The following is a 21,442-nucleotide window of genomic DNA, read 5'->3' as shown; positions in this document are numbered from 1 at the left end:
CCTAAGAGACCTTTTCCAGCCCAACGGTCGCCGGCTGCACCAGCGGTTGTACGTGGTAGACAAAACGCCAGACGTAAGTGGTGAGCCACACCAACAGCAAGCCACTAAATACACCCGGTGCCCATGTCCCCAGGTTGGCCAGCAGGAGGCTACCCACGGCTGGAGCGATAATGCGCGTCAGGGCTTCCAATGCGGAGGCAATCCCCAACGTGCCACCGACTTCAACGGGTTGAACCACTTTGCTGATGGCGCTATTAATGACTGTATTGAGCACTCCCCCGCTGAGGGCCGTTGGCGCCAAGATAAGCAAAAGAACTGTCACACTGGGTGCCAATGCCCATCCCAGTAAAGAGAGGGCCATTAGAGCCGTAGAGATTAGAATGAGGGTGCGTTCCTCAAAACGTTGGGTCAGTTTACCAACCACCACCCCTTGGACCAAAACCGAAAGCAACCCCACATAAGCCAAAATGTAGCCCGTCTCACGTGCACCCAAGTTGAAGCGGCGCAGGGCGTAAAGCGAGAAGATGGTTTGGAACATGGAAAATGCCAGTGCAAAGAAAAAGCGAGTATGCAATAAAGGCCCCACCAAGGGCTTGCGCAGGGCCTCCAGCATGGCTTGCAATGTCAGCGGCGGGCGTTCGCGGGCATCCTGACGGGCTTGCAGGGTGAGAGATTCGGGCAACCAAGCCACTACCAGGATGAGGTTCAGCAGGGAGAGGGCAGCCGCACTCAGCGCTGGTACCGCAAAGCCCCACTGCGATAGGAACCCTCCTAAAGCTGGGCCGATGATAAATCCCAGCCCAAAGGCAGCCCCAATTAGCCCCAGGCCACGGGCCCGGCTGCGGGCATCAGTGACATCGCTGATATAGGCCTGGGCAACGCTGATGTTTCCCCCGGTGAAGCCGGCCAGAACACGCGCCAGGAACAGCACTTCTAGTGAGCGCGCCAGGGCCAAAATGATAAACCCGGCTAGGTTGCCGGCGATGCTAATCAGCAGTACTGGTCGCCGCCCTACGCGGTCAGAAAGTCGCCCCAGAATAGGAGTGGCGATGAACTGTGCCGCCGCGTAGATGGCCACCAAAAGGCCCACCTGAAAATCGGTGGCGCCAAAGGTTTCGGCGTAATAGGGTAAGAGCGGCAAAATCAGTCCAAAACCCAGCAAATCAATAAAAACGATCAGGAAAATTGAAAAAAGACGTCGGTTGTTCTGTAACATAGGTCACCTTCAAGAGGTTTTAGGGGTGTGTTCTTGCATCAAACGTTCAATCAGCGTTACTGTTTCAAGGAGGGGAGCCTGCAGATACACAGCGGGAATCGTTTTGGGTAGGCGCAGGCCTTCAAAGGCTTGACCACCCAACACCACCCAAGGCTTGGGATCGGGGAACGCCGCGAGAGCCGTGGGCAGATCCAAGAGATTGAGGGCAATTTCTGGGCGAGTGGCAGAGAAGAGCAACAGGCGCGGCTTGAGCGGCCCCAGTGCCTCGGCCATGCCCTCCAGTTTCAGATCTTGCCCCAAATACTTCACATCCCAACCGCGCCAGCGCAACATTACCACCAGCATGAGCAAACCAATTTGGTGGGTCTCGCCCGGAGCGCAGGCGGCGACAATGATCCCAGGGTGGCGGGGCGGTGCAGAGGCAGCCAACAGGCTCATCAGATGCTGGAGGCAAAATTGGGTAGCAAAATGCTCCACGGCGATCGGTAACTCTCCGCGATGCCAAGCCTCACCAATTTCTACCAGCATGGGTTGCACAACTTCGGTCAGCACTTGGTCAATAGTGTAGAGCGCCGAGGCGCGGCGTAGGACTTCGGCAGCGGCTTCTTCGTCGAAGTGGGTCAGCGCCGCGTAGAGATCGCGCGCTAAATGGTTAGGAGAAATGGGCTGTGCAGTTGGGGAAAAGCGCGTTTGCTCGGCTACTGGATCGCGGCCCATGGAACGTAACTCGTGCCAGTACTCCACCGCCCGCCCAATACTGATCCCGGTGTCCACTTGTTGCTTGAGCCAGCGCAGTAGGTGAAGGTCGTATTCGGAATAAAGACGATAACCCTGGTGACCACGGCGGGGGCGGGGAAGGCCGTAGCGACGTTCCCACGCACGCAGGGTAACCGAGGGCAATCCCACCAAACGTGAGACCGCTTTGATGTTATAGACGGGTGCGTGCGGATCGTGAGATAACTCGGGTTTATCCATCCGGTTTTTATATCGCAATTCTACCTTTATAGACAGTAAATGTAATCAAATCTTATCATGAAACACACCCCTTGTACCTACTTTGTACAAGCCTGCATGCTTATGCCCGGCGTGTCTAACGAGTGGTCCGCGCGGATGTGCTCAATAAGTCACGAATCTTATCTGTCCCCTCTGAAAGGGTTTTGCCCAGGAAAATGCCCGGTACGCGCTGGATTAGATCAGGTTTATTGAGGAAGGCTGCGCCCCCATAGCCAAATAGCGGCGCTGGGCGAAGGCGGGATAACTTCTCCTTCAGGCGGCGCATGGCCAGGGCAGATTCCTCAGAGGTGGCTGTCAGGATGATCAGGGTCGGGCGTTCTTCACGCGCATAGTCTACCAAGTCCTCCAGCGGGATATCCGGCCCCAGATACTCCACGCGATACCCTTCGCTGCGCAACAGGATGGCCAGCATCAGCGCGCCGAGTTCGTGTTGTTCGTAAGGCGCACCGCCAACCAGAATAAAGGGGCTACCCCGCCGCACCGGATAGGTCTGGAACAGGGTCAGTAATTTACCACGCAAAAAAGCGCTAGCAAAATGCTCGGTGGTAATGCGAATATCCCCCCGATACCACGCTTCCCCAATCTGGACTAGGCAGGGGATCAGCACCTGTTCAAACAGAGGGCGCAGAGGGTAACTGCTCATGGCTTCACGCAGAATCTCACTGGCGCGGGCTTCGTCGTGTCGGATCAGGGCTTTGTAAAGTTGCTGGGCATAGATCTCGGGCGCCACCGCCGCGGGCTGAGTAGGCGCTTGGGGCGTGACGGGGATAACTTCAGGCCACAAGCCGTTGCGGATCATCTGACGTAGTTCAGTCACTGCCTCGCTGATGCTCACGCCGTTGTCGGTGCGATCTTTGAGCCAGCGCAAGATGGCTACATCGCGATCAGAGTAAAGGCGGTAACGATTTTCAGAGCGATGGGGGGTGAGCACATCGTGCCGTCGCTCCCAGGCGCGCAGCGTTACCGGACGGACGCCGGTTTGGGCACTTACGGCCTTGATGGTGTACTTGGGTTCGTCGGAAAGTTCTAGTATTGTGGGCATTGCATCTCGCTCCTTTAGCGCCAACCCAATGGATTGTTGTACATAGTTTAGCATATTGTATAAACTTTGTAAAGAGTATTTTGTATAGTTTGGTGGAGAAAAATTCCCGTTGGGTTGTTTTCTCCACTGCGATAGCGGCCTTGGTTACCCACACGACCCACACGTTGTGGGGATCTAAAAAAACGCCTCTGGCCCTGCCACGGGAGAGGGTGACAGGGCCAGGGGGATTCTGCAACGGAATGGATTAGTGGCGCAAGGAGGGTTTAGGCTGATAGCGTGGGAAAAGGAGGCGAACACGAACTTGCCGCCGTCTCAACAGCCAGTAAATCCCGAGCCCAATTTGTCCTACCCCCGCTAGAAGCGTCAGGGTTGGGAAGGTGGCAGCCCAATTTACTCCGTCCCAGGTGTGGGTGGCGGCCATCCAGTGGGGCAGGGTCAATGTGAAAATACCCGTGGCCCATAGGGTGAAGGCGGCGATCTGATCCTCCCCACGGCCTGTACTCTCCCCCTCTGAATTTATAAACATAGGGTGTAGCCTGGGCAGGAGGAAGAGCAAAAAGAGAATGAGAGTGAGGGCAGTGACACCAACAACCGCATCAACCGGCATGGATTTCCCTCGTAGGGCGCGTGAGGTGATCATGTGAATCACGCCAATGACTAAGCCCGCGATCAACACTGTCATCGTATATGAGTAGGCGTTTTTACGCCCGCGGATCAGCAGAAGAACCGCGCGTATTCCCATCAGGCCGATCAGCGTGGTGATGACCACGAACAGGATATACAGCCACTGAAGGCGGGCTAGCGGGGCCATATTAGGCCCAAACCCGGTTGGGTTAATGGCCACACAACTGGTGCCCAGGCCACTGGTCAAGGTGAAAAGGGCGGTTATTCCCATCATGAGAATGGCCAGAAACCGCAAATAGCGCATCCATCTGGGAAATGCTTTCATGCTTATCCTCCTTCTAGAATGACCTTAGGATATCTGCCCTAGCGCAGATTGAGCCCGATGACCAGGCAAAAGGTTGAAAGCAACAGTGACCAAGGGAGTACAGATAGGGGATCTCGCCATTTGCTCCACAACCGTCCCATGCGCTGCCAAAGCAGGAGCATGCCGCTAAGACTGATCACCGCTCCCCCCACGCTCACGCCGAGAATAAAGGGCCCAGCCTGACCTTGGCAGAGGGCTACCAGAGGCAAACCTACAATGGAAAACCCGGCTACCCCATGGGTAAAGGCCACCGCCCCAATACGTAGAGGCGGGTGTACTCTCATGAACCGCGTTATGGCAATCCCCAGCCAGCCAACGAGAACAAAACCTAGATAGACCCAAGTAAACGCCAAGGCGTATTCGGTAACTAATCCTAGCGAGATACTTAGGGGAATCAGCGCCGAGATTAACACCCCAGCAGGATGGCTTAAAACCTCTAACCCCATCAGGATTAACCACAGGCTGGCCACTAAGAGGACGCCAAAGCCGAAGGTGTAGGCCCAGATGGCCAGGGATGTGTTCCCGGGATGCCCTGCCGCGATCTGCCAGGCCGCGATCAGCGCTGTTAGGGTGAGAGGAAGGGTGTAATGGAATTTTGTGCGCATAGGTCAAAGGGCTAGGAGGAGCATGGCAGAAAGCATGTAGAGCGAAGCGTATTTATACAGGCTGAAGTGGATACGCTCGCTGGGTCTAAGCATGACAATCAAGGCCAGGCAAAGCAGCCCGGCTGAAAGGACGATTAACAGGCGCAGGTATCCCCATTCCATGCCCAGCCAAACCCCTGCCAATGTGATGGCAGCCGTTGCCAACAGGCTGGAGATGGAGATGATCAGTCGGGTTGTCCTGAATCCATAGCGTGCCGGGAAGGTCGGAATTTGGGCCGCTTGGTATTCATCGAAGCGCCGCATGGAGAAGGTCATGATGTGCGTTGGAATCCAAAAGAGGACCGCCAGTGCCAGCAGGATCCCTATCCCATCAATGGCTCCTACGCCCAAGGCACGTCCGGCCAGCACCGGCATCCCCCCTGCAATGCCACCCCATAAAATACTCCAACAGGTGCGACGTTTGAGCCACAATGTATACACCACCACATCGAAGAACCAACCGGTAAAAACAATCCAACTGTAGGTGACATTGAGCCTAACTGCCCAGCCTATGCCCAGAATTGAAAGGATGGTGCCCAAAATGAACGTCTCGCGGGGTGAAAGGATGCCGGCTGCCAACGGGCGCCCGCAGGTGCGGCGCATTTTCGCATCAATGTCGCGGTCCCACCACATGTTGAGCACGGTACTCCCGCTGATCGCTAGGAATAGACTGCCCGTTAGGGCCAGCAAGGTGCCCAAGTTAAGAATCGGACAGCGCGCACTCATAAACCCGGCCAACCCAGTGGCTAAAAGCAAGCCGGTCTGTAGCGGTTTAATAAGAGATGCATAGAGTCTGATGCGTTGTTGGATCACCACTCGCCATGAGTGCATGATTGCCTCCACTAACAATATGCTTTAGGGTTCGCGTACACAGCGAAAACCCGTACCGGGCCCGTAGTACACAGGCGTGGCGTTATTGGTGACCCACACACGTAGGTCTGGCGGGTAATTGTCCTTAGAGCCGCCTCGCATGAAGCGGTAATGCATGCCTTGGGTGATGTCGCCCACCCACTGCCACACATTACCTGCCATATCATAAAGTCCGTAGGGGCTGGGGGAATCCAGAGTGACAAAACCATCGTAGGTCTTGCCATTGTAAAACCCAACCGGAGTTGTGCGTGATCCTACGGTGCGCATATCTTCAAAGGGATCGCCGCTGGAATAATAATTGGCGTTGGCGGGCGTCAGTTCCCACCCCCAGGGGTATGGGCGCCCATCTTCGCCCCGCGCGGCTTTTTCCCACTCCAGTCCGCTCGGCAGGCGATACCCGTAATAATGGCAATAGCCCCATGCCCCAAACCAGGAGACATAGGTCATCGGATGGTGGGCATACCCCGCCTTTGGCGTAAAGGCGTTCTCCTGATAAACAAAAGGGGCAGCGGGGTCATTGAGCGGGACAAACCGGTAATCCTGGGCAGGGATTTCCTCCTCGTGTTTTGCCCCATGGAATGGATCCCCTGGATAAAACCCCACCACTTGATCCCCCTGCAAGCGCAGTGTCCCATCGGCCAATGCCTGGTTGAGAAAACGGACATATTGGTCAACGGTGACATCCGTGACCATGATAGCAAAAGCATGCTCGAGGTTAATCGGGGTGTTGAATTGCCCAGATAAGAAGGATCCCGCTGGTACCACCACCCAAGCGTTGGGGTCAACCCCGGTATCGTACATCGGCAAAGGTGTAGCCGCCATTGCCGGCTGACACGCCGTCAACACCAACATCAGCACCAGCGCTATGCCCCAGCATCTCCCAGATGCGTAAAACTCGCTCCATGTCTTCCCCTTCATGCTTTGACCTCCGTTTTCATCACTGGATCTGCTTGCTGGGCTTCGACCGTCCAGCGTCCCTTCGGCCGGAATAGATCGAGTAACCGCCAGATAAGCACCAATGCCAGGATTACCAGCACCCCTCCCAATCCAATATCCACCAACAGCAGAACAGTATTAACCAGCGGCTGCTGGTGGGCTTCGCTGATCACCAAGCGTTTCATTTCGTAAACGGTGACCGCGGCAAATGCCAGGTCGGAGAAGACGATAATTCCCCAACCATATAAGCGACGCCCCCAACCCTTCAGGCCGATAAGATCGCCATAATAGAGCAGGATAATGGTGGCAATAATTGCAGAGAGCACGTGCCAGTGACCGGTCAAAATCAAACGCTCCTCACGCGCCGGCCATTGGCGGAAAATTTCGTCCAGGCGCACTGCCACAAAAATGCCCACCCCGCTGACGGTGAAATTCATGAACACCATCTGCCACAGTGGCCCGAACCGCAAGGGATCATGTAAGAGGGCGCGCAATTTTTGCCCCGCACTGGGTTTGGGGATATCACGGGTACCCTCGCGAATCAACTGATCCCATCCAAAGATCACCAGCATCAGCGCTGCCAACATGGCCGGCGTGGCGCCAACGTAGATGATCATGTGCGCAATGGGTTCCAAGGGCGTGACCACTCCCCAGACCCCCAAATTGAGGACAGCGGTACCTAGGATCATCAACGGCATGGCAATTTTGTGCAAAACCCCCTTAAAGTCTAGCCACCGCCCGATGATCAGGGTCAACATAATCGCGATCAATGCCAGCATGATGTGCAGGTGGCCGATAACGGCGTACTGAAACCCCGTTTTCTCGGGCAGGCGAATGATGTCCTCGGCCAAAAATGTCTGAAATCCGTGGCCGTAATAAGCCCCTGGCACCGCTCCGAACACGGCCGAGATTACCGTGGTCAGCGCTGTGGTAAAGAAAGCCACCCGCTCCAAATCTACACCGCTACGGGTATGGGCGTAGGCCGGATCGCGAACATAATAAGCCTTGTTCCATGGCCACAACCCGATACACAGTAGCCCCCCGGCGAAGAAGATCAGGGTTAGACCGGCAATATACAAGCCATGGAAGGCCCAGTTATGCCCCCAGTAGGCAAACCCCAGGCCAAAAATCATGGCTACGAGATAACCTACTGTGATTAGCAGACGCACGGCAGTGCGATAAAAAGGGGCCATGCGTACTAGTGCTGTGATCAGATAGGTCTCAATCGCGATCACGGCCATGGCAATCGTATGATATAGAATGATGATGCGTCCCTCGCGTTCCGCTGGCACAAGGCGCATACCAAGGGTTTTGACCACCCAATCGCGTACGCCCCATTCCGCCATCGGCCCAGAAAGCAGGCCAAACAAGGCAGTTTCCAGCGCAATCATGGCGATGGCAAGCAGGATCAGCCCTTTAGTAGATGAAAAGAGATAGTCTACACGCTTACGAAATTCATGCATTGCCGTTATCTCCCATCTGCTCTAGCGTTCGGGCGCCGATGAGCCCTATTTGTTATAATAGTCACAAAGTCGGCTAGAATCTTTGACTTAGGTCAAATAGCGTCATATAGGGGTGTAAAAACATAAGTGCCCCAAGGGCACCCTGCCTTTGGGGCACAGGCATTATGCCGGTACAGGGTTACTGACTCGAAGGAACAAAGTAGTCCCATGCCTTGGGCAACGCGAACAGAATCAGCAAGCCCAGGCTGGCCAACGGCGCCAGGGCAAAGAGGGAGAAGCGTCCCAACTGCTGGGCCGTTACCGCAGCCAGAGGAATCCCTACCACCAATTCGGTTGTCGCTGCCACCAAACCGGTCACCCGCACCCACTCACGGGGTTTGTGGATCACGGCGATGGTTACAACTGCCCAGCCTAGCATCGCCACCCAATGCAGACGCTGAACCAACACAAAGATGGGATCACCGTGGGTGATAATGCGGCTAGTGCTTGAAACGCCATTCATCCAGCAGAAGATGTAGGCCATGCCGGTAAAGAGTGCAAGCAGGGTTTGTCGCCAGGTGATCTTACCGACCAGGCGCAAAAACAGAAAATACAACAGTAGGTAAGGCCAAAAGAGCGGGAAGTAGATGGGCGGCAACCCGGCGGCCATGTAGGGCACATTGACAAACCACGACCCCAATAGCGCCAGTACCAGGCCAAGGGTGGTGAGGAAGAAGGCCCAGTTGCGCCGGGTGAAAAAACCGTAGGCGCTCACCGCGAACAGCGCTCCTGCCAGCAAGCCGAAATCGGCCATGGCTGGATGGACATATTTGAGCAGGCTCTCGCACCCGGGTTCGGCCGATTCGGCGCTCATCCCGATGCGATACCACTGCAGGAAGAGCACAATATGCCCGATAATTCCCATAGCGGCGGCGATCAGCGCTAGAATGCCCCCCAATGTTTGACGATTTTTCATCTTCAACCTCCTGTCTAAGGATTAGTATTTCCGCCGGTGTGGCAGGAACAGCCGTTGTAATAAGCTGCATCGTTGTGTGCTGCGACATAGACTACCGTTCCTGGTTCGATGGTGAGGCTACATCCTTTCAGGAAATCGGGTTGCTTTTCCCAGGTCCTCACCTGCACATTGCAAGTCACATAGACCGTACCGCGCCAGACGTCATGACACAGCGGTCCCTCCACCACCTTATCCACTGCAATTTTCTTCCCCCTAATCTCGATCAGAATCGGGGTCGGGGAAGGTCCGGGTGTTGGTGCCGTCGGCAGCACAGCGGTAGGTAATGCTGTCAGATAGGGCGGGGAAGTCGTATCGCGGTGGCAGGGATTACCCTCAGATTGACAGGCTGCCAAACCGAGCCCCATGATCAGGATCACCATCAGAAACCCCAAACCGTGTTTTCGCAGCATAACCCCTCCTTCACACGTGAAGGATAGCACAATGCCTTTCCCAAAGGCTTTAACTAAACGCAAAATCTGAGATAAAATTATTCAAATGAGCCTCGCCGATGTGTTGGCGTCTCACCCTTTTTTTGACTCTTTGTCAGAATATGAGAGGGCCTTTTTGGCTCAGCATGCTCTGCTGCGTATCCTGTCTAAGGAAGAGTACTTAGCAGCCCAGGGTGATCACTGGCCGTACCTCTTCCTTGTTGTTGAAGGGGAGCTCGAAGCCGTAAAGGTCTCTGCCGAGGGACGTTCTCTGATCGTGACGACGTTTGCCCGGGGCGATATTTTTTGGGGACCAGCCTTCTTTGAGACCGACCTGTCCCTTCCCGTCTCTTTAGAAGCCAATCAGCCCACCACAGTCGCCCTTTGGTCACGCTCTTCCCTGGATCCGTTGCTCGCCAAAGGGGGAATTGGATGGGCGTTAGCGCGTTTGATGCTCCAGTATATGTGGCGGGCCAATGTTCTACTGGAGCGCCTGGTGTTTCAGCCGGTAACAGCACGCCTGGCGCGCCTGCTTCTGGATCATTTCCAAAGCACCGCAAGTCCGACCCTCCCACGCACACTAACTCTGGATGACATGGCGGCGCGCATCGGCACCACGCGCGAGGTGGTCTGTCGCACACTTTACGACCTGGCGGATCGCCACATCATTGATGTCACACGCACCGAGCTGGTGTTGATGGATCGTGATAGCCTGGTGAAGTTAGCTGAAGGCACCTAGAGGAAGACTCGTTTGATAGCCCCAATAATAAGCCGTTTGCTGATGGTTTACTCCCACGAGGTTCTGCTTTATGTCTGAACTTCCCGCCTCTGAAATTGTGCCGCTGTGCCTAGAACACAACTTTTGGACCTGGGCTGCTCAGGCGCAGGTTGATCCTATCCCTATCAGCCACGCTAAGGGGGTCTATTTCTGGGATATTTACGGTAAGCGCTACCTGGATTTCAACTCCATGGTCATGTGTGTCAATATCGGCCACGGGGATGAGCGCGTGGTCGAGGCCATGGTACGCCAGGCGCGGGAACTGCCTTTTGCTGGTCCGCATATGGCTACCCGCCCACGCGCGTTGTTGGGCAAGTTGCTGGCCGAAATCACCCCACCCGGCCTGACCAAGTTCCTTTACACCCTGGGCGGGGCCGATGCCAACGAGAACGCCATCAAACTGGCGCGCGGTTACACCGGACGCTGGAAGATCCTAGCGCGTTACCGCTCCTACCATGGCGCCACCTACGGCGCTATTGCGGCCACTGGCGACCCGCGCCGCCTGGCTTGGGAGCCCCTAACCATGCCTGGCGTGGTACATTTCCTCGACCCTTACCGCTACCGCTCCACCTTTCACCGCACCCAACCCGACTTGCCCGAGGCTGAGTTTACCCAGGACTACCTCAACCATCTCGAAGAGGTTATCCAGTACGAAGGCCCACACACCATCGCGGCCATCCTGATCGAGACGATCACCGGCACCAATGGCGTCCTCATCCCGCCGCGGGGTTACCTGGAAGGGGTGCGCGCGTTGTGTGATCGTTACGGTATTTTGCTCATCTGTGATGAGGTGATGAGCGGCTTCGGACGCACGGGGGCTTGGTTCGCTGTGGACCACTATGGCGTGGTGCCTGATCTGATGACCATGGCCAAAGGGCTGACCTCGGGCTATGCCCCGTTAGGGGCCGTGGCGATGAAGCCGGAGATTGCCGCCTATTATAACGAGCGTGTCTATCAAGGTGGCCTCACTTACAACGGCCATCCGATCTCATTGGCAGCGGCGATTGCCACGATTGAAGTGATGAAGGAAGAGCGTCTGGTAGAACGCGCCCGCGCCACCGGTGAGGCGCTGGCCGAAATGCTGGCCGAACTGATGGATCGCCATCCCTCCGTAGGCGAGGTGCGTTCCATTGGTCTCTTTGGAGCCATTGAACTGGTGCGCAACCGCCGGACGCGTGAACCACTGGCTCCTTATAACGGCACCAGCCCCGAGATGGTTGCTTTACGTCGCTTTCTGCTTGAGCGCGGGTTGTTTCTTTACACTCATTGGAACATTGTCCTGATCATCCCGCCCCTCATCATCACCCCGGAGCAATTGGCTGAGGGGTTTGCCATCTTGGACGAAGGGTTGCAGATCACCGATCGCGCTGTAGAGGGGTGAAGCAACTTTGAACCATGTTGGTGCATCTAAGTATAAGGTATCTTCAAATTGGAGCGTAAACATCCAAAAATCATGGAGGTAAGTTAGCATGGAAATCAATCTGGGTGCAGTTGCTTCATCCTCATCCTCCCAAGCCAGTGACGTGGAAAATGTGATCATCCTCGGCGCTGGCCCCGCCGGTTTAACCGCAGCGCTCTACGCCGCGCGGGCCGAATTGTCTCCCCTAGTGCTGACTGGCACCGAGTTGGGCGGGCAAGCCGCGCTGACACATACAATTGAAAACTACCCCGGCTTCCCCCAGGGGGTGGGCGGGATGGAGTTGGGTGAATTGTTCCAGAAACAGGCCGAGCGTTTTGGGGCGCGCCTGGAATTTGAAACTGCCGAGGCCGTAGATCTTTCCCAGCGCCCCTTCCGCGTGCGCACCTACGGCAAGGACTACCAGGCACGCGCGCTCATTATTGCCACCGGTGCCAGCCCTAATCACCTTGAAGTGCCGGGCGAAGCCGAATTCACTGGGCGCGGTGTTTCTTACTGCGCTACTTGCGATGGATGGTTTTTCAAGGATAAAGATGTGATCGTAGTTGGTGGCGGCGATAGCGCTTTGGAAGAGGGCCTTTTCCTCACCCGCTACGCTCGCCAAGTGACCATTGTTCACCGCCGCGACCAGTTGCGCGCTGGGGCGATTCTACAACGCCGTGCCCGTGAAAACCCCAAAATCCGCTTTGTCTGGAATACCGTGGTGCGCGAGATCCGTGGAGACGCTGCGGTGGAGGCCGTGCGCCTGGAAAACGTGCAAAGCGGCGAAACGTGGGAGCAACCCGTTGATGGTGTCTTCATCTTCATCGGGCATAAACCCAACACGGCGCTCTTCCGCGGCCAACTCGACCTGGACGAACAAGGTTACATCAAGACCGATGCGCTGATGCGCACTAGCGTGCCCGGTGTGTTTGCCGCCGGTGAGGTCATGGATCCGCATTTCCGTCAGGTGGTTACCTCTGCCGGCATGGGCGCTGCCGCGGCAATGATGGTGGTGCGCTTCTTGCAAGAGCAAGAGAGATAAGCGACCTTGAACCGCGCCGAGGCGCTTAACAAGACGCAAGAAAAGGCTGCCCATACGTAACATGGGCAGCCTTGGGGGTTGCAACGGCAAGTCTTGTCTTACGGGGCCGGGGTGATGCCGCCCGTTGCCCACCAGACGAACACGCGGAAGGCACTGGGCGCACCGGCCTGTTCGTAGATGGGCTTACCGTCTATAGAGGTACCGGTCTGGCGTACCGGCACCACGAACCATTGCAACACATGCGGCACGGTATCCACCGGGCGGAATGCCGCCGGGACGATATACTTGGTGTCGGTCACATAATCCACCAGGCGGCGCCCTTTGCCCTCGGTCAGATCCTCGATGGTGACGGCGTAGGCCTCGTTATCCCGCAGGGTACCTACGGAGGCCCATTGCAGGGTTACCGTATCGTTGGCGGCGGTAAAGACGGCGCCGTTAGCCGGCAGGAGCAGGTTCGGTGCCGGATAAGGCGGGGGCGGCGTAGGGGTTGGGGTGGGGCCGGGAGTAGGTAGCCGTGCGCACAATGGGATTTGTAACACCTGCCCCTCATACACAATATCGCCGGTCAAGCCGTTGTAGGTTTTGATAGACTCCATGGAAACGTTATAACGGGCAGCGATAATGCTCAAGGTGTCGTTGGCCGTCACCGTATAATCCAGTTTCTGACAGGCGGCTTCAGTGGCTTCTGCCGGGCTGAGAGTGTTGGTTGGCTGAGGAGAGGGGGTGGGGGTAGGCTGGGGAATGAGCAGTTTTTGTCCCACTACCAGGTTGTCACACGCTACTGGCAGGTTGTTCAGCGCGATGATACTCGAGACCGAGACGCCAAAGGTATAGGCTATCGTGATGCAATTATCGCCGCTACGCACAGTGTACTCAAGCGGTGGCAACGGGGTGAATGTTGGCTCCAGGGTGGGGGTGGGGCTGGCTGTGGGGGTCAGGGTAATGGTGGGGGTCACGGTAAGGGTGGGCGTGGCCGTGGGTTCTACCACCCGTCCTGTACTTTGCAGCGCTGCAAAGACTGTACCCGCCCCAATGGCCAGGAGCAGGACCATCAGTCCCAACGCAATCGGGAGAGAAAGCGTAATTTCGGGAAGGCGGGGACCCTGAAGCGGGCTGCCTTTTTTGCTTCCTTCAGGGGTAAAGGTGTGGCCGCACACCAGACAGCGGGTTGCCCCCTCGCTGGTGCGTGCTCCACAGATGGGGCAAACTTTGGTTTTGGTCGTTTCGTCTGGACTCATAGACCTTCATCCTTAAAATATGCCGTAGGGGTTCGCGGCAGGGGGTATTATAACATAGTCGCTTTTTTGACAAGGGCAGCGGGAATTTGGAGCCGGTTCAGACAACTACAACACGTGTCCCGTAGCCTATCTTCTCAATGTCCTCTGGACCGGCCACAGGAGTCGTCCAACGGTAGAGCCAATGCGCTTCAGCGGTGCGCATGTTGATGCAGCCGTGGCTGCGCGGCGTGCCAAAATCAGTGTGCCAGTAGGTGCCATGGAACGCCACCCCGGTGGCTTCGAAAAAGCACGTCCAGGGCACCCCCGGCAGTTCGTAATCCTCTGGGTTGCCGGTCAGGCGGCCCTCGCCCATGTGTTTGGAGGGCATTTTAGAGAAGATGTTGAATTCCCCCTTGGGGGTTTCCCAGGGAATCTGCCCAGGGGGTGAACGGAACAACCCAGAGGAGATTTTAGTTTGGAAAACGGGTGTTTCTCCCTCGTAGCAGGTTAGGGTCTGGCGTGCAATTGAGACCTCAATCCACTTCTGGTGGGGGGGCACGTCGGGGGAGATGGGGGCAAATTCTTCTGGCTTCAGCAAGCGCAGATGTAGCGCTGGGACGTGGTACTCAATCTCCAGCAATTCGTCTTTGAGGCGGTACCAGGGGCTGCCATCTGGTCCTTCGTCAATGCCGACCACCCAATGTGTGGATTCGTAGTAAAGACGATATAATGGTTGCCAGCCCTGGGCACGGGTGTAACGTAGGGCCTGAGTATAGGGCACGGTGACCTCGGCCAGGACAAGGGCGGCCGGCAGTTCTGACGGCACCGGGTGATACTGGATGCGTACGCGTTGGGTATTGGCGCGATGGATATAACCTCCCCACACTCGATACCATACCGGATTATAGGCCGGCCCGGCCTCCGATTCCACCTCGGCATAGATGTTGACCAGTTCGTCGCGGTAGCGCTGGAAGCGGATGCGGCTTTTATCCGAGGGCTGGCTGTACACGCTGACCGAACGCACAGTGACGCGCAGCAGGTCCTCTTGGGTGGCATCGCGAAACGCGCCTTCCGTGGGGCGGAAGGCCAGCGCGCCCAGGCTCAGGCCCATCAGGCGCAGAAACTCGCGGCGCGAAAGGCGCGTGCTCATTTGCAGAGGATTATACCAGCGTGAGGGCTTTCCTTTTGGCACTCCTTTCCGCAATACTGGGGGCGCTGGTCAACTGGCTGGCGCGCGATCTGCTGCGCCGTTCCCAACTACGGGAGATTTTTGGGCTTAATTTTGCCCTCATCTTTGGGATGATGCTGCCCCTGGCTCCCTTTTATTTTAGGCTGGTATGGCAGCCAGAGGCGCTAGGATGGCTGGTCTTGAGCATTGGATTGGATGCAATGGCCAATTATGCCTACTTCCAGGCCTTTGTGGGCCTGGATGCCGTCACTGCCACCACACTCCTAGCCCTTTCGCCTCTGTTCACCCTGCTGATTGCCCTAGGGGTGCCGGGTCAGTCAGCGGGACTTCAGTCATGGCAGGTGGTAGGGGTGGTCGTGTGTACTGGCAGTGTGCTGGCGCTGACACGTGCCCAACCCCAAGTGAATGGAGCGTTGCGGCGTGGCACAAGGCCGATGAAAGCCTGGCTCTACCCCCTGGCTGCGGCAGCACTGTTTGGTGCGAGCCTCTACCCGGTGCGCCTTCTTTTCACCCAGGGCTGGACGAATCCGCCCACGTATTACCTGGTGCGGGCAGGTATCATTGCACTGGTAACGGGGCGCCTGGCGCCTCCTGCTCCTTTCGAATGGGGGTCGGAACGGGTGCGCAGGCTTGCGTTGCGCGCCGCGTTGGTCATTGGGCAGTGGTTGGCGCTTCTGTTTGCCCTGGAAGGAGGCGCCCCGGCTGTTGTCAAGGCGCTGGCCGACACCTCTCCGCTTTTTGTGGTGGGGGTGAGTGCGATCATGGGAGGAGAGAAGCCCACGCGCGCCCAAGTGGTGGCTGCTGGGGGAGTGGTGGCAGGCGTAGCACTTTTGTTGTTGGGGGCGGGCTAAAATGGGTGGCCATTCGCTCATTGCCTCTCTCATCAAGCCAACGAATGCCTTTGCTTGACAGTTCACCATTCTTGGATATACTGACATTGACCTTGCCGACCATTCTCGGCGAGATTGCAACCTCTGGTGAGAGGAGGCCCCGCGCATGCGCGATGACTTGTGGAATGTTCTCACCCTCCTCGCTCTGTTGGCTACATTGGGCGTGGTGCTTGTTTTTGTGTTCATCTTCTTAAATCCCTACACCCCTCTCAACCCGTTTCCTCCTCCCACCTTGCCCCCACGCCTGGAACTCCCCACCAGCACTCCCACTTTGCGCCAATTGCCCCCAACGTGGACGCCCACGCCGCCGCTGGGCGCAGAAATGCCCACCCCACGCCCAACCTCGACTCTTCCGCCAACCTACACGCCTTATTTCATCCCTACTGCCACGCCTACACTAACCCCGACCCGCACGCCAACCATTACCCGGACGCCTACTCTGACCCCAACCGTGACCCCCATTCCAACAGATACGCCGATCCCTCCACCGGAACCGACCGCAACCGAGGGGAGTCCATAATCCTCACCGCACCGCCCTTTCTACCCGACGAAGAGGCGGGAGGGCTTTTCTGCGCATGTGTGGGCGGATGTAAAATCCTTGTGGATGAGAACGGAGAAAGTAAGAGTTAAGCCTATGCCTGCTGAGACCATTACCCCTGAAACCTTTGACCATTTGGTGCGCCTAGCCGCCCTGGAACTGGACGAGGCTCAAGCCGAATACCTGCGTCGTGAACTGAACCGCCAATTAAGCGCCATCCATGAACTGGAAGCCATTCCGTTGGATGACAGTGTGCCAATCACTTCGCACGGCGTGCCTTATCCTCCCGAAATCTGCCCGCCGTTGCGCGAGGACGCCTGGCAGCCCTTCCCGGATGTGGCGGAGATCCTTGACCAGGCCCCGCAAGTTGAGGAAGGGTATGTCGTTGTTCCGGACATTCCCCACACCACACTGGAATGATGAGGCCCCATGGAACTGTGTGACTTATCCGCTCATGAGCTCAGTCTGCTCCTGCGCCAACGGCGCGTTTCGGCAGTGGAGGTTCTAGAATCTTGCTTGCAGCGCATTTCCCAGGTGGATGGCCGTCCCGGCAGTCTTGAACCCGGGGCGCCCCAGCCTGAGGATGCCGAGCGTGTGCACGCCTTCATCACCCTGACCGCTGAGCGCGCTCGTGCCCAGGCTGAAACCGTGGATCGGCGCCTGGCGGCGGGCGAGCCGGTTGGCCTGCTGGCGGGCATTCCCTTCACGGTTAAGGACATCTTCTGCGTCAAGGGGACGCCCTCCACCGCCGGCTCGCGCATCCTGGCTAACTTTGTGGCGCCGTACACGGCGACGCCAGTGGCCCGCTTGGAAGCTGCTGGCGCGCTCATGCTGGGCAAGGTTAATCTGGATGAATTCACCTACGGCTCTTCCAACGAATCCTCGGCTTTTCGCCCTACTCCGCGCAACCCGTGGAAACTAGACCGTGTGCCGGGCGGTTCTTCCGGCGGAAGCACCGCCAGCGTGGCGGCGGGCGAGGCGCCGCTCTCGCTCGGCACCGATACGGCCGGCTCCATTCGCCAGCCAGCGGCCTTCTGCGGCGTGGTAGGGGTCAAGCCCACTTATGGACGCGTCTCGCGTTATGGGCTGATCGCTTTTGGTTCTTCATTGGACTGCCCTGGTCCGATTGCCCGCAATGTGGTGGACGCTGCGCTCATGCTTCAGGTGATCGCCGGCCCAGACCCCCACGATAGCACCGCTGCTAACCTGCCCGTGCCCGATTACCTGGCGGCGCTGGAAGAGGGCGTGAGAGGGTTGCGCATCGGCCTTTCACCGGATTATTTCCGCATCACTTTCCCCGATGCGGTGCGGGGCGAGTATGATCAGCAGCCCATCCCCGGTGAGATTGAAGCGGCGGTCCGCCGTGCTGCTGATATCCTGGCTGATCTAGGGGCCGAGATTGTCGAGAATGTGCCCATGCCCAACACCCGCTATGGCATTCCGGCCTACTTTGTGATTAGCCGGGTGGAGGCCGCCTCGAACCTGCACCGCTATGATGGCGTCAAATACGGCTACCGTACCCCGCAACCCGTGCAGGACCTGCACGAGATGTACCGCAAAACGCGCAATGAGGGGTTTGGACTGCAGCCCAAACTGCGCATTCTAATGGGGATGTATGTCAGTGCTGCCCAGTACAGCGCGCAGTACTACCAACGTGCCCTACGCGTGCGCACGCTCATCCGCCGCGATTTTGAACAGGCGTTTGATCCCCAGGGCAAATACCGCTTGCACGCTCTGCTTACGCCGACTACGCCGACCACAGCGTTCCCCGTGGGCGCCGTGTATGGCGATTCGGTATTGATGCAGTACGCTGACCAACTCACCGTCCCGGCCAATCACGCTGGCATCCCCGGTATCTCCATCCCAGCAGGGTTGGATCATGAGGGGTTGCCCATTGGCATCCAGTTCCTTGGTCCCGATTTCAGTGAGGCGCTGCTGTTGCGCATCGCGCGGGCGTTTGAGCGCGCCACTGAAGAGGCCTCCTGGCGCCGCGCGCGGCCTGAGGTACTGCAGCGCTTGGTAGCGTGACCTTTTTGACGCCTGTTCAGGAACCTCACCATGAGACATCTCTCTCTTTCTCCCACCACCAACAGCGAGCGTAGGCTGGCGGCGCTGGCGCATGCGGCGGTGCTGCTCCCCGGCTGGGGGTTGCTTGTGCCTACGGCGCTATGGGCGGCGCACCCGCGGCGCGGGGATTACCTCTCGTTCCAATCCCTGCAAGCACTCACCTACCAGGTGGCACAGTTGATCGTGTTGGCCGTGTTAGGGGTGGGGTTGGGTGGGCTCTATGCCGGTGGGGCGATACTCCTGTCCCTGCTTTCGGCCTTCGTCTCCCAGGATGTGAGCAGTGGGCTGTTTGTGCTTGCGAACATCTTCTTCTTTGGCAGCCTGGCTGCTGCCTGGGGGCTGCTAACACTGGGTGGGGTAATTGCCGCCATCCTGTGCCTAAGCGGGCAGGATGTGCGCTACCCCCTGCTGGGCGAACGCTTGGAGCGCGCCCTGTTGACCGAGGCTACCTCTGAAATCGCGCCAACGCTTCACCCCGAGCGCGAGGCCAGGTGGATGGCCGCCCTAACCTACGCTGGCGTGCTAATCAACCTCTACGGCTGGCTGATCCCGCTCATCGTGTGGCTGACGCAAAAAGAGCGCTCGGCTCTATTACGCTTTCAGGCCTTGCAATCATTCGTCTATCAGGCCATTGGTAACCTGGTACTGTTCTTCCTTAACCTGATGCTAGCGGCAACCGTGTTCCCGTTGATATTCCTGCTGGCTCTAGTCGAGAGCACCGCCGCTCATTGGGTGCCTTTTTTCCTCGTTCCCTACGGGCTGTTGGTGCTTGGTACTCTGGCCTTTTCCCTTCTTTACACGGTCGTAGGGCTGTGGGCCGGCCTGCGCCTCGCGCAAGGGCATGAGGTGACCTTGCCCGGGCTAGGGCACTGGCTGCGCCGACGTTTGCACATCCCCGCATCTGCATCCGGAGGTTTGCACGCATGACCGACTACGAGGCCATTATCGGCCTGGAGACCCACATCCAACTGAATACTCAGACCAAAATCTTTTGCGCCTGCAAGGCGGATTCGTGGTATGACCCGCCCAACACGAACATCTGCCCGGTGTGCACCGGCCTGCCCGGCGTGCTCCCGGTGCTCAACCGTGCCGCGGTGGAGAAGGCTGCCCTACTCGCCCTGGCCATGCATGCCGAGATCAATGAGGTCTCTTACTTTGACCGCAAGAACTACTTTTACCCCGACCTGCCCAAGGGGTATCAGATTTCGCAGTACGACCGCCCACTTGCCTCGGGCGGCTACATGGAGGTTCCCATGCCCGCTACGCCCGAGCGCCCAGCCTACGTGCGCCGCGTCAACATCATCAAACTGCATATCGAGGAAGACGCGGGTAAGACGAAGAACGTCAACGGGCGGCGCTGGATTGACTTCAACCGCTGCGGCGTGCCGTTGGTGGAGATGGTCACCGGACCGGATTTGCGCTCCGCTGATGAGGCGGCGCAGTATCTGATTCGCTTGCGTCAGTTGCTACGCTGGCTGGGCATCTCTGAGGCGGATATGGAGAAGGGCCACCTGCGCTGTGATGCCAATGTCTCCATCCGCCCCAAGGGCGCCACCTACTTTAATCCCAAGACCGAGATCAAAAACGTCAATTCCATTGAAAACGTGCGCGATGCCATCCAGCATGAAATTGAGCGCCAAATTCGCGAGGTAGAGGCCGGGCATGCTATCGAGGCCTGGACGCTGGAATGGGACGAGGACGCCGGCGTGCTACGCAAGATGCGCTCGAAGGAGACCGAGGCCGATTACCGCTACTTCAAAGAGCCAGATCTGCTACCTCTGCGCATTGATGCCGCCTGGAAGGCGGCTATCCTGGCCCAGCGGGTGGAACTGCCATTGGAGCGCCGCCAGCGTTTCATCGAGGCCTACGGGCTACCGGAGTACGATGCCGAAATCTTGACCGGCGAACGGGCGCTTTCGGATTACTTTGAGCAGGCAGTCCAGGCCTACGGCGGCGATCCCAAGAAGGTTTCCAACTACTTAATGAACGATATCCTGCGCATGCTCAACGAGAGTGGCAAGAGCGCCGCCGAGTTGCGCCTCACCCCGGCCTACCTGGCGGAGATCCTCAAACTGGCCGATGCCGGCACCATCAACACTTCGACCGCCAAGGCCCTCTTGCAAAGAGTTGAGGAAAGTGGGCGCTCGCCGCGTGAGATTGTTGAGGCTGAGGGGCTGGCCAAAGTCAGTGATGCCGAGGCTATTCGTGCGGTGTGCCACGAGGTCATCACCGAGAACCCCAACGAGGTGGCCACCTACCGCAAGGGCAAGGTCACATTGATTGCCTGGTTCGTCGGCCAGGTGATGAAGAAGATGCGCGGCAAAGCCGACCCCACCCTAGCGCGCCAGATCCTGGAGGAATTGCTGAAGGGAGAGTGAGCGGGGTTCCGCAGAGCGCTGCTCGAGGCGGGGATGGGCGTCCGATGAGTGATTGGACCGGTCTCTTTAGCCTGGAGAACGTGCCGTCTTATAGATGAGGGGCCTCGTGGCAGCTTTACAGCACTATGTTTTGTCAGGAACTCGGCGGCGTCCTGAAACCCTCATTTCCTGTTGTAATTACTTGCACCATTTGGGCTGGAGGCGTGGTGGCAATGGGGTAACGGAGGTGCTCGATGACCGCAAATGAGGTCGTACGAATAGCAAGCAATGGGCGTATTACCCTGCCAGACTCTATTCGTCGTCAGGTGGGGCTTTCTGATGGCGACCTGCTCCGTGTGGAGGTTGCCGA

At 57.7% G+C, this 21,442-nt stretch carries 22 protein-coding genes; 10 read left to right on the top strand and 12 right to left on the bottom strand.

The window, feature by feature from the left end; genetic code table 11:
* Nucleotide 1: 1 nt before the first annotated feature.
* From Q0721_RS05915 to Q0721_RS05870, 10 genes are all read right to left on the bottom strand, one after another.
* Nucleotides 2–1,216 (bottom strand): MFS transporter, encoded by a 1,215-nt coding sequence (locus Q0721_RS05915; protein ID WP_299026821.1) that lies wholly within the window; start codon nt 1,214–1,216, stop codon nt 2–4.
* A 9-nt stretch (nt 1,217–1,225) separates the two neighbouring features.
* The gene (locus tag Q0721_RS05910; protein ID WP_299026818.1) at nt 1,226–2,191 is read right to left on the bottom strand and encodes a MerR family transcriptional regulator; all 966 of its coding nucleotides are present in this window, start codon (nt 2,189–2,191) and stop codon (nt 1,226–1,228) included.
* A gap of 115 nt (nt 2,192–2,306) precedes the next feature.
* Complete coding sequence (locus Q0721_RS05905; protein WP_299026815.1) at nt 2,307–3,272, bottom strand: MerR family transcriptional regulator; 966 nt, start codon at nt 3,270–3,272, stop codon at nt 2,307–2,309.
* Between the two features lie 244 nt (nt 3,273–3,516).
* Entirely contained in the window at nt 3,517–4,221 is a 705-nt protein-coding gene (locus Q0721_RS05900) for a hypothetical protein (protein ID WP_299026812.1), read from the bottom strand.
* 38 nt (nt 4,222–4,259) lie between these two features.
* The gene (locus Q0721_RS05895) at nt 4,260–4,865 is read right to left on the bottom strand and encodes a hypothetical protein (protein WP_299026809.1); all 606 of its coding nucleotides are present in this window, start codon (nt 4,863–4,865) and stop codon (nt 4,260–4,262) included.
* Nucleotides 4,866–4,868: 3 nt separating this feature from the next.
* A complete protein-coding gene (gene cyoE / locus Q0721_RS05890) occupies nt 4,869–5,735 on the bottom strand; it encodes a heme o synthase (protein WP_299026806.1) in 867 nt (288 codons plus the stop codon).
* Between the two features lie 24 nt (nt 5,736–5,759).
* Nucleotides 5,760–6,692: an SUMF1/EgtB/PvdO family nonheme iron enzyme gene (locus Q0721_RS05885; RefSeq protein ID WP_299026803.1), complete on the bottom strand. Its 933-nt coding sequence runs from the start codon at nt 6,690–6,692 to the stop codon at nt 5,760–5,762.
* On the bottom strand, nt 6,689–8,173 hold the full coding sequence (locus tag Q0721_RS05880; protein ID WP_299026800.1) for a hypothetical protein: 1,485 nt from the start codon (nt 8,171–8,173) through the stop codon (nt 6,689–6,691). The genes Q0721_RS05885 and Q0721_RS05880 overlap by 4 nt, the downstream gene beginning before the upstream one ends.
* Before the next feature lie 178 nt (nt 8,174–8,351).
* Nucleotides 8,352–9,128: a hypothetical protein gene (locus Q0721_RS05875; protein WP_299026797.1), complete on the bottom strand. Its 777-nt coding sequence runs from the start codon at nt 9,126–9,128 to the stop codon at nt 8,352–8,354.
* A 14-nt stretch (nt 9,129–9,142) separates the two neighbouring features.
* Entirely contained in the window at nt 9,143–9,577 is a 435-nt protein-coding gene (locus Q0721_RS05870) for a hypothetical protein (RefSeq protein ID WP_299026794.1), read from the bottom strand.
* A 154-nt stretch (nt 9,578–9,731) separates the two neighbouring features.
* On the opposite strand from Q0721_RS05870, the gene Q0721_RS05865 reads away from it, so the two are divergent.
* From Q0721_RS05865 to trxB, 3 genes are all read left to right on the top strand, one after another.
* Nucleotides 9,732–10,334, top strand: coding sequence for a Crp/Fnr family transcriptional regulator (locus Q0721_RS05865; protein WP_299026791.1), 603 nt, complete (start codon nt 9,732–9,734; stop codon nt 10,332–10,334).
* Nucleotides 10,335–10,404: 70 nt separating this feature from the next.
* Nucleotides 10,405–11,754: an aminotransferase class III-fold pyridoxal phosphate-dependent enzyme gene (locus Q0721_RS05860; RefSeq protein WP_299026788.1), complete on the top strand. Its 1,350-nt coding sequence runs from the start codon at nt 10,405–10,407 to the stop codon at nt 11,752–11,754.
* 88 nt (nt 11,755–11,842) lie between these two features.
* On the top strand, nt 11,843–12,814 hold the full coding sequence (gene trxB / locus Q0721_RS05855) for a thioredoxin-disulfide reductase (RefSeq protein WP_299026786.1): 972 nt from the start codon (nt 11,843–11,845) through the stop codon (nt 12,812–12,814).
* A gap of 98 nt (nt 12,815–12,912) precedes the next feature.
* On the opposite strand, the gene Q0721_RS05850 is transcribed toward trxB, so the two are convergent.
* Together Q0721_RS05850 and Q0721_RS05845 are read right to left on the bottom strand one after the other, a co-directional pair.
* Nucleotides 12,913–14,052: a LysM peptidoglycan-binding domain-containing protein gene (locus Q0721_RS05850; protein ID WP_299026783.1), complete on the bottom strand. Its 1,140-nt coding sequence runs from the start codon at nt 14,050–14,052 to the stop codon at nt 12,913–12,915.
* A gap of 97 nt (nt 14,053–14,149) precedes the next feature.
* Nucleotides 14,150–15,181 (bottom strand): L,D-transpeptidase, encoded by a 1,032-nt coding sequence (locus Q0721_RS05845; RefSeq protein WP_299026780.1) that lies wholly within the window; start codon nt 15,179–15,181, stop codon nt 14,150–14,152.
* 35 nt (nt 15,182–15,216) lie between these two features.
* Between Q0721_RS05845 and Q0721_RS05840 the strand changes: the two genes are divergently transcribed.
* From Q0721_RS05840 to Q0721_RS12370, 7 genes are all read left to right on the top strand, one after another.
* Complete coding sequence (locus Q0721_RS05840) at nt 15,217–16,071, top strand: EamA family transporter (protein ID WP_299026776.1); 855 nt, start codon at nt 15,217–15,219, stop codon at nt 16,069–16,071.
* Between the two features lie 145 nt (nt 16,072–16,216).
* Nucleotides 16,217–16,630, top strand: coding sequence for a hypothetical protein (locus Q0721_RS05835; RefSeq protein WP_299026773.1), 414 nt, complete (start codon nt 16,217–16,219; stop codon nt 16,628–16,630).
* A gap of 114 nt (nt 16,631–16,744) precedes the next feature.
* Nucleotides 16,745–17,068, top strand: a complete 324-nt coding sequence (locus Q0721_RS05830) for an aspartyl/glutamyl-tRNA amidotransferase subunit C (RefSeq protein ID WP_299026771.1) — start codon at nt 16,745–16,747, stop codon at nt 17,066–17,068.
* A 9-nt stretch (nt 17,069–17,077) separates the two neighbouring features.
* On the top strand, nt 17,078–18,676 hold the full coding sequence (locus Q0721_RS05825) for an amidase family protein (protein WP_299026768.1): 1,599 nt from the start codon (nt 17,078–17,080) through the stop codon (nt 18,674–18,676).
* A 30-nt stretch (nt 18,677–18,706) separates the two neighbouring features.
* The gene (locus Q0721_RS05820) at nt 18,707–19,642 is read left to right on the top strand and encodes a DUF4870 domain-containing protein (protein WP_299026765.1); all 936 of its coding nucleotides are present in this window, start codon (nt 18,707–18,709) and stop codon (nt 19,640–19,642) included.
* Nucleotides 19,639–21,093, top strand: a complete 1,455-nt coding sequence (gatB, locus tag Q0721_RS05815) for an Asp-tRNA(Asn)/Glu-tRNA(Gln) amidotransferase subunit GatB (protein WP_299026762.1) — start codon at nt 19,639–19,641, stop codon at nt 21,091–21,093. The genes Q0721_RS05820 and gatB overlap by 4 nt, the downstream gene beginning before the upstream one ends.
* 233 nt (nt 21,094–21,326) lie before the next feature.
* Nucleotides 21,327–21,442, top strand: a 116-nt coding sequence (locus tag Q0721_RS12370) for an AbrB/MazE/SpoVT family DNA-binding domain-containing protein (protein WP_366519195.1), incomplete at its 3' end; no start/stop codon positions are given.

This window comes from uncultured Thermanaerothrix sp., from assembly GCF_938028735.1.
Classification (GTDB): domain Bacteria; phylum Chloroflexota; class Anaerolineae; order Anaerolineales; family Anaerolineaceae; genus Thermanaerothrix.
This window is presented reverse-complemented; position numbering and strand designations above follow the sequence as displayed.